Origin of the sequence: Protofrankia sp. Cas4 (assembly GCF_963555915.1) — a bacterium.
Taxonomy (GTDB): Bacteria; Actinomycetota; Actinomycetes; order Frankiales; family Frankiaceae; genus Protofrankia.
In genome coordinates this window covers 1-8,574 of sequence record NZ_CAUVXL010000081.1, presented here as the reverse complement: position 1 = coordinate 8,574, position 8,574 = coordinate 1, and the positions used below count along the sequence as shown (strand labels likewise).

The following is an 8,574-nucleotide window of genomic DNA, read 5'->3' as shown; positions in this document are numbered from 1 at the left end:
TCGTCATACTTACCGAACAGGATCTGGGTCAGGAACGGGATGCCGCCGATGCTGACGTCGGTCACCGTGGGTGGCGCGACCGTCGGATCCTTGCTGGACTGGGCGACCGCCGCCTGCGCCTTCGCCTTCATCTGGCTTTCGGCGATCGGTACCGACGCACGGTCGGCCACAACCAGCAACGCGAACAGCACGATCAGTGTGATGATCGGCCATCTGCGTCGACGCCGCCGGCGAGCCGGAGCGGTCTGCGAGGCCATCACGCCGGCCGGCTCGACCGGTGGCACGGCTGACGGGCGCTGCGCCGTGTAATCGGAACCGGCCCCGTAACCCGGGTACGCCGGGCCGCGGTCCGCCGGGCGCGACTCGGCCCGGTAGGACTCGTCCCGGTAGGACTCGGCTGGATGGGCACCGGCCGGATACGAATCGGTGCGTCGGGTGTCGGCAAGGGGCGGGTTCGCCGGCCGGACGGGATCGGCGCGGGTTCGCGGTTGTCGACCGGCCGGGCGGAACGAATCCGCCGGCGGCGGCGGACCAACGGGACCCACGACCTGTGCCTTGCGCGTTCCACCGCCCGGCTGGGTACCGGCGGGCGGTGGCAGGCGGCGGGTCGAGTCCTCCGACCCGCTACCCCGGTCCGAGTCGTCATCAGGTCCACGTCTCACGGTCTGGATGGTCGCACGATCGGCGGGTCCTGGCACGACTTGGGTCAGACAGGCGTCAGACCTCCCCGAACAGCTGCGGTGCCCGGTCGGACCCTTTCGGTGGGACGAGTCGGAAAACCGATCCGCGCGGGGCCGAATAGACGTTCCAGAAGTGCTCGGCCACCGCCTCCGGCGAGAGCGGGCCGGCAGGTGCGACGCGGGCCTCCAACACCACGGTTCGAAGCCGGATTCCACGCGCCTGCAGCACCGGCGCAAGCGACGTCCCGAGCGCGAGCAGACCGGCCTTGCCGATCGCGAGGGCGAAGCGCCCGGCGGCCGGTTCGGTGCGCAGCCCGGCCGCGGTCAGCAGCACGCATGTCGAGGGACGATCAGCCAGCAACCCCACAGCGGCCTGCACCACGGTGAGAGCGCCGGTCACGTTGACCGCCAACGTCTGGTTGACCGTCTCCGCCGACACCGACAGCGCAGTGCCCCGGATGCTCAGCTTCGCGTTGTAGACGACGGCGGTCAGGCCGCCGAGCCCGTCTGCGAGTTTGCCCAACGCCGCGGTGACGGCGCCCGGCTCGGTGACATCGGCAACTTCGCCGGCGACCGCGACATCCTCCCGGGCGAGGTCGGCTTCGATCCGCCCGACCGTGTCGGCCGAACGAGCGATCACGCCGAGCGCGAAGCCCTCCCGGGCAAACCGGCGCAGGAGCTGGACGCCGAAGGCCCGCCCCGGTCCGACGACGACGAGCGCCCGCTCGTCCTCCTGCTGCTGCTGCATGCGCTTACCGTAGGAGAATTCCCGGATTGAGGATTCCGGCCGGGTCAAGGGTGTCCTTGACCGAGCGCAGGACGGCCATCCCGATGTCACCGATCTCTGCCGCGAGCCACGGCTGATGGTCGGTGCCGACGGCGTGATGGTGGGTGATGGTCCCGCCCGCGTCGAGGACCGCGCGGGTGGCTGCGGCCTTCACCGCCACCCAGCTCGCCACCGGTTCGCCGGGCTGGGGACACACGACGGTGAAGTACAGCGACGCGCCGGTCGGGTAGACGTGCGAGATGTGACACATGATCACCCCCGGCGCATCCTGCGCGGCCAGGGCCGCGACGATCGCGTCCCGTACACCGGTGTACAGGCCGGGCAGCGTCGACCAGAACCCGGCCGTCTCCAGCGTCTCGGCGAACATCCCGACGTCCAGCAGGGCATCGCGCAGGTACGGGCCGCGAAAGCGGTCACGCACCCAGCTGGCCCCGATGTCGCGCCCCAACGCGACCGCGCCGGCCGCGTGCAGCAGTTCGCCGACCTCGGACCGGCGCGCGGCGACCCAGCCGGCCCGGCCCTCGTACCCGGTGATCAGCTGACAGCCGCCGCCGGTGGCTGGGTCGCCGGTGCCGGTGCCGGAGTCGCCGGTGGCGGGGTCGCCGCCGACAGGGCCACCGCCGGGCAGGCCGGCCGCGGTCTCGACCTCATCCGAGAGCCGCACGACCGTCGGCAGCAGATCCCGCTGTGCCAGGGCGCGCAGCACGTCGGCCGCGCCGGTGAAATCCGTCAGGCGCCAGCCCTCGTAGTAGGTCGCCTCGGGCCGGGGTCGCACCCGCAGCCGCACCTGGGTGATGACCCCGAAGGCGCCTTCGGAACCGAGTACGAGCTCGCGCAGATCGGGTCCGGCGGCGGACGCGGGCGCGCGGCCGAGTTCCCAGGTGCCGACCGGGGTGGCGACCCGGACGCCGAGGACCATGCTGTCGAACCGACCGTGGCCGGCGGATGCCTGGCCGCTGGACCGGGTCGCGGCGAACCCACCGACCGTCGCGTACTCCCACGACTGCGGCAGATGGCCGAGGGTGAAGCCGTGCGTGGCGAGCCCGGCCTCCAGCGCCGGGCCGCGCATACCTGGTTCAACTGTGACGATATGTGACTCGGCGTCGACGCTGACGAGCCGGTTCATCCGGGCCATGTCGAGCGCGATCACACCGGCAAGGCCGGCACGGACGGCGACCAGGCCGCCGACCACCGACGTCCCGCCACCGAACGGAACCACCGCGAGCCGATGGCGGCCACAGACCGCGAGCACGGCGAGTACCTCGTCGTGGCTTGCGGGCAGGACGACCGCGTCCGGGGCATCCATGGCGTCGCCGGCGCGAAGACGCAGCAGGTCGGTCGTGGACCGCCCACGGCAGTGCCGGACCAGGCTCGCCCGGTCGTCGCGTACCCAGGCCGGACCGAGCACGCCCACCAGAGCCGCACGCGCGTCGTCGCCAAGCCTGCCCACCGGCAGCCGCAGCGCATCCGGGCCCACCGGTGGGGTGTCGCGGCAGGCGGTACCCAGAACCTGTTCCAGCAGGGAGCGGACACCAGCGGGTAGCGGTATGTGCGCCTCCGCCGCGCCCCAGCCCCACCAGACCGTGCCGCCGTCAGCTCCCGTCATCCCGTCATCCCGTCATCCGGCCAACACGAACAATCAGCAGGACTCGTTGTCAGCGGTGACACGACATACACTGTGACAGATGTGGTCACAGCGTGACCGTCCTATGCGCACCGTGTTACCGCACACCGTGTTACCTGACCGGGCCGGGGACGCGCAACCGACCGGGTCGCTCAATCGCCGGCAGCGCGATCGGGATCTCGCCGATCTGACGGGCGGAACCGTCGTCGACGTTCTCGTCATCGGCGGCGGGGTGACCGGGACAGGCGTGGCGTTGGACGCCGCGAGCCGCGGCCTGTCCGTCGCGCTCGTGGAAGCCCACGACCTGGCCTTCGGCACCAGCCGGTGGAGCTCCAAGCTCGTCCACGGCGGATTGCGCTACCTGGCCACCGGCGACGTCGCGCTGGCCCGTCAGTGCGCCCGGGAACGCGACATCCTGCTACGCACCACCGCGCCACATCTGGTGCGGCCGCTGCCGATGGTGTTTCCGTTGATGGCCGGCCTCCCCACCTCCGCTGCTCTGGTCGCCGACGCCGGCCTGCACGCCGCCGACCTGATCCGGCGTGGCGCCGGCACCCCGCGGTCGGTGCTGCCTGGGCCTCGACGGTTGAGCGCGGTCGAGACCCAGGCCATGGTGCCGGCGCTGCGGACCGCCGGGCTGCGCGGCGGACTGCTGTCCTGGGACGGCCAGCTCGTCGACGACGCGCGCCTGGTCGTCGCGATCGCTCGAACGGCGGCCCGGTACGGCGCACGGATCATCACGCACTGCCCGGTCCGATCCATCGACGGGGATGGAGCCGCCGCGGTCGACATGCTCACCGGCACCGCGGTCACGTTCCGTTCGCGGTCAGTGGTGAACGCAACCGGAGTGTGGGCCGGCGAGCTGTGCGGCGACATCACCCTGCGCCCGAGCCGCGGAAGCCACCTTGTCGTGGCGGACAGCGTCTTCGGCGGGCTCCGGACGGCGATCACCATGCCGGTACCGCATGAACGTAACCGATATGTGTTCGCGCTGCCGCAACTCGGTGGGCGGGTCTACGTCGGGCTCACGGACGAACCCGCCGACGCCGTGACCGACACCCCGGCGGCGACCCCGGCCGAGACCGAGTTCCTGCGCGACGTCGTCTCCAGCGTCCTCGCGGTACCCGTTGACCGGGCCGACGTCCTGGGCACGTTCGCCGGGCTGCGCCCGCTGCAGGCCGGGACGGCCAGGCGCACCGCGGACCTCTCGCGCCGCCACACCGTCGTCACCTCTGCCAACGGCGTGGTGACCGTCGTCGGTGGCAAGCTCACCACCTACCGGCAGATGGCCGCGGACGCCGTGGACGCGCTGGCGGGGGCACGTGGGCTGCGCACCGGGCCCTGTCGGACCCGAGCGCTGCCCCTGGTGGGCGCGGCCGAGCGGTCGGTGCTCGCCGACGTGGCCGCGCCGCGCCGGTTGGTCGCCCGCTACGGCACCGAGGCGCCCGCCGTGATCGAGTGCGCGCGGGGCGATCCGGCACTGCTCGCGCCCTTGTGTGACCGTGTGGACACCACTGGCGCGGAACTGGTGTTCGCGCTGCGGCACGAGGGTGCTCTCGACGCCGGCGACCTGTTGGACCGGCGCACCCGCATCGGCCTGGTGCCGGCCGACCGTGCCGCCGCGCTCCCCCACGTCCTGGCCCTGCTCGCCGCCGCGGAAACCTGACGACGGTCAGGCTGTGTGGCCGGGTCATGTGGCCGGGTCATGTGGCCGGGTCATGTGGCCGGGTCATGTGGCCGGGTCATGTGGCCGGGTCATGTGGCCAGGTCATGTGGGGACAGGCCAGCGCAGTTCGAGGCAGGCCTTGCCGTCCGCGACGTCGGCGCTGACCTCAAGGACGGGTCCCGGCCACGACTGTGGCAGCCGAACCGGATCCACGAACGTCCCGGCCGCCACCGGGAAGGACACGAACACGCTGCCGGACTCGGGCGAGGACAGGACGGTCAGCAGCACCGGCCCGGCCGGAACCGAACGCAACGCCTGGCCGATCGCGACCACGATGCCCTCCTGCAGGACGCCTGGACACCGGCGCAGGTCACCGGCAAGCTGCACCTCGACGTCGATACCCCGCGACTCGGCGGCCTCCACCACCGGCTCCAGCACCCCGAGTGACCCGGGCGGACCAGCCGTGGAGGCCAGCGTCCGGCGCAGCACCGACGCCCGACGGGTGCACCGTTCCCGCACCGCAGGGTCACGCGGGTCGAGCTGGCCGCCGGCGATCGCGCGCAGCAGCGGCAGGGTGTCGCTGTCGATGTCACGCAGGCCACGATCACGGTCGGCGAGAATCCGCGCGGCCGCTTCCGTCCGGCCGGCGAGCTCGGCCTCGTCCTGCATGGCCTGGGCGGTGGCCTGCGCCGTGCTCCGCAACGCCGGGCCGAACGCGTTGATCAGTGCCTGCAGGGACCACAACCCGTACACGGACGTGCTAAGGCGGGAGAGCACGATCGGTCCGGTATCCCCGCCCAGCAGCACGATCGAGACGAGCAGCACGGTCGCGGCGGCCACGGCCACCAGCCACTCCCGCGCCGGGCGAGATACCACGACCAGCACGAGAAGTACCGGCAGCGCCATCGTGGTCGGCCAGTCGATCATCCTGATCGTGTCCCCGCCGGTGGTGTTGAGCCCACCGGCGACGGCGGTCGTGAACGCGAGGATGACCACGCCGGCGGCCTCCACCCGGTTGAGGCTGCGATGCCACATCACCCGGACTGCGAGGGCGACACCTGCGCCGATCGCCACCCACAGCGCGACCGATACGACCGGCCGGTGCACCCGGTCCCAGTAGCCGATCACTGTCAGGGCCAGCAGCCCCTGCCAACTGGCGACGGCGAGTGCGACCATCCGCCGCACGCCGGTGTCGTAGTGCCGGCGAAGGTAGCCGACCGCATCGGGCGGCTCGACCGGGGAGGCAGGCGCCCGCCAGGCCATCACGACCGTGGTTCCACGCCCGGGTCGACTGTCGATCTCAATGCTGCCGCCGACGTCGGCGACCCGTTCGGCGATCGAGGCACGCAGGCCGAGCCGCTGCGGATCTGTCCGGCCGGGATCGAAGCCGACACCTTCGTCGCTCACCGTGATATCAAAATGATCATTCCGGCAGTGGGCGACAACCGTCGCCCGGCGGGTGTGGGCATGTCGCGCGACGTTGGCCAGCGCCTCCCCGGCGGCGGCCGTCAGCGCCGCCACGACCAGCGACGGCGGGTCCGCGCCCGCGTCCCGGTGGACGCGCACCTGCACATCGAGTCCGTTGTCACGGGCGTCCGCGGCGAGTCGACTGAGCCGCTCGGTGAGCTCGACGCGCGCATACCAGTCGTGCCCGGCGATGAGATCCTCCATCGCCTCGACGCTGCGCGCGCACCGGCGTCGGGTCGGCTCGTCGTCCACGCCACCGCCCCATCCGATGCCGGTGAGGGTGTTGAGCACCGTGTCGTGGATGACCCGTTCCCGTTCCCGCCGGTCGCGCCGGCGGGCGTCGGTGACCGTCGCGGCCCGCAACCGCTCGGCTCCGGCCGCCAACCGCGCGTCCGCGGCGACCGCGTTGCGCTGCAGCCTGGTCACGGCCAGCCGGAACACCAGGCAGACCGCGACGAGCAGGCCGGTGGAGCCGGCCACCTGGGGCATCGCCGTCGGTGCGCTGCTGAACTGCACAGCCGCAAGCACGGCGACAACCACGGGGAACAGGACGGCGGGCGCCTGCCAGGCAGCGGCGACGCCGGCTCCGATCAGCATCCGGTAGATCCAGGTGCCACCGTCGCCGAGAGACTGCGGCGGCAGCCACCTGGGAGCACCCACGCCGAGGACCACCGCCGTGACGACCTCCCCGACCACCAGCCAGTTCGGGATCCGCCCGCGCATGGCGCCACCGATGAAAACCAGGTCCCACAGCACGGCGGCGGCCACCGCCGCGAGTCGCTCGGCCGACCCGAGATACCAGCCGTTCCAGATGACGACGTACGCGACGAGGACACACAGCGACGCCACCCGTATGACCACCAGCACTCGGGCGGTCACGGATTCCAGCGCGTCACGAGCACGGCCATGCACGAACCCTCAGTCTGGACCCTCGAAGCGGCCGGGTGACACGGAACCGTCAGGAACCGACCGCTGTCGGTGAAATCCCGGGAGAGCGCCCGAGGATAGGGCGTTCGATCAGCGAGCGGCGATCTGGGTGGATGCATCGCAAGGCGGAGGAGGAAGGCGCCCTGGTGCTGGGCGCTGACCGACGACAACGTGGCGAAGCGCCGCCCAGATCGCCGCGAGCCGGACAGTCCTATCCTCGGTCGCTCGTAATGGTGAGGGCCGCGACCCGGTCACGGTGCTCGATCGGATCCCCATAGCTGTAGGCCTCGCGCTTAGCCCGCTTGTAGAAGAAATGGGCGTCGTGCTCCCAGGTGTAGCCGATCCCGCCGTGATACTGGATCATCGCGGCGGTCACATCCCGGGCGGTCTGCGAGGCCTTGCTCTTGGCCACGGCGACCGCGAGCCGGCGGTCGGCGAGCCCGGCATCCAGCGCGTGCGCCGCATACAGGACCGCATGCTCCGACATGGTCACGGCGACGTGCAGGTCTGCGAGGTGGTGCTTGAGCGCCTGGAAGGAACCGACCGCCCGGCCGAACTGCACCCGGTCGCAGGCGTAGGCGACGGTGCGCGTCAACGCCTCCCTGGCAAGGCCGACGAGGTCCCCCGCCGTGAGCACCGCGCCCCGATCGAGAAGTTCGACGAACACGCCCGTGGACGAGCCGGGAAGGCGCTGCCCGGGTACGCCGTCGAGAACCACCGAAGCCGTGCGCACCGAGCCGTCATAGCTTTCCAGGCCGGTCACCTGGACCCCCGGCAGACCCGGTTCGACCAGGTACAGCCCGACCCCGGCGCCGGGTTCCAGGGCCGCCACCACGATGATCTCCGCCGCTTCGGCGTAGTCGACGGGCAGCGCAGACCCGGTCAACCGGCCCCCCTCGTCGGCGCCGACCCGCACGCCGCTGGGGTCGTAGCGACCGGTGGGCCCCCGCAGCGCCACCGTGGCCACCAGCGCACCCGAGGCGACGGCGGGCAGCAGGGCCGCCTTCTGCGCATCCGATCCCGCCAGCCCAAGCGCCTCGCCCGCGAGCACCGTCGGCAGCCACGGCCCGGGTACGACGCCCGCACCGAAGGCGCGGGCAACCACCTGGGCGTCCACCAGACCGAGCCCCAGGCCGTCGTACTCCTCGGGGACGCACACGGCGAGCCAGCCCTGCTCGCCCATGGCCTTCCACAGCTGCGCGGGAATACCGGTGCCGCCCGGGTCCTCGAACACGGCACGGACGGCGCTGCGATCAAACTGGTCCGCGAGGTAGTCGCGGACGGCTTCACCCAGGGCGCACTGCTCGTCGGTGAGCGCGAAGTACATGGCTGGTCCTATCGGAGGCTCGAGGGAGTCAACGAGCATGGCCGAAGGCGGCGCGATCATTGTCCGTCCGCGCCGCCGGAGGCCCACCACTAGTCA

General features: G+C 72.0%; 5 protein-coding genes and 1 pseudogene. 1 reads left to right on the top strand and 5 read right to left on the bottom strand.

What is annotated here, in order from left to right:
* The 3 genes and pseudogenes from U9979_RS07780 to U9979_RS07770 all read right to left on the bottom strand — a co-directional run.
* A pseudogene (locus tag U9979_RS07780) lies at positions 1-662 on the bottom strand (hypothetical protein); the annotation flags it as partial.
* A gap of 55 nt (positions 663-717) precedes the next feature.
* The gene (locus tag U9979_RS07775; RefSeq protein ID WP_322748526.1) at positions 718-1,428 is read right to left on the bottom strand and encodes an SDR family NAD(P)-dependent oxidoreductase; all 711 of its coding nucleotides are present in this window, start codon (positions 1,426-1,428) and stop codon (positions 718-720) included.
* 4 nt (positions 1,429-1,432) lie between these two features.
* The gene (locus tag U9979_RS07770; protein ID WP_322778826.1) at positions 1,433-3,073 is read right to left on the bottom strand and encodes an FAD-binding oxidoreductase; all 1,641 of its coding nucleotides are present in this window, start codon (positions 3,071-3,073) and stop codon (positions 1,433-1,435) included.
* A 103-nt stretch (positions 3,074-3,176) separates the two neighbouring features.
* Between U9979_RS07770 and U9979_RS07765 the strand changes: the two genes are divergently transcribed.
* Positions 3,177-4,757 (top strand): glycerol-3-phosphate dehydrogenase/oxidase, encoded by a 1,581-nt coding sequence (locus tag U9979_RS07765; protein ID WP_322778825.1) that lies wholly within the window; start codon positions 3,177-3,179, stop codon positions 4,755-4,757.
* A gap of 102 nt (positions 4,758-4,859) precedes the next feature.
* Here the strand turns inward: U9979_RS07765 and U9979_RS07760 are convergent, their stop codons facing one another.
* The gene (locus tag U9979_RS07760) at positions 4,860-7,136 is read right to left on the bottom strand and encodes an ATP-binding protein (RefSeq protein WP_322778824.1); all 2,277 of its coding nucleotides are present in this window, start codon (positions 7,134-7,136) and stop codon (positions 4,860-4,862) included.
* Positions 7,137-7,362: 226 nt separating this feature from the next.
* On the bottom strand, positions 7,363-8,478 hold the full coding sequence (locus U9979_RS07755) for an acyl-CoA dehydrogenase family protein (RefSeq protein ID WP_322778827.1): 1,116 nt from the start codon (positions 8,476-8,478) through the stop codon (positions 7,363-7,365).
* Positions 8,479-8,574 lie beyond the last annotated feature (96 nt).

Excerpts from the sequence above, each read along its gene's own strand:
- U9979_RS07775 (WP_322748526.1), bottom strand. The coding sequence starts at position 1,428 with ATGCAGCAGCAGCAGGAGGACGAGCGGGCGCTCGTCGTCGTCGGACCG.
- U9979_RS07770 (WP_322778826.1), bottom strand. The coding sequence starts at position 3,073 with ATGACGGGAGCTGACGGCGGCACGGTCTGGTGGGGCTGGGGCGCGGCG.
- U9979_RS07765 (WP_322778825.1), top strand. The coding sequence starts at position 3,177 with ATGCGCACCGTGTTACCGCACACCGTGTTACCTGACCGGGCCGGGGAC.
- U9979_RS07755 (WP_322778827.1), bottom strand. The coding sequence starts at position 8,478 with ATGTACTTCGCGCTCACCGACGAGCAGTGCGCCCTGGGTGAAGCCGTC.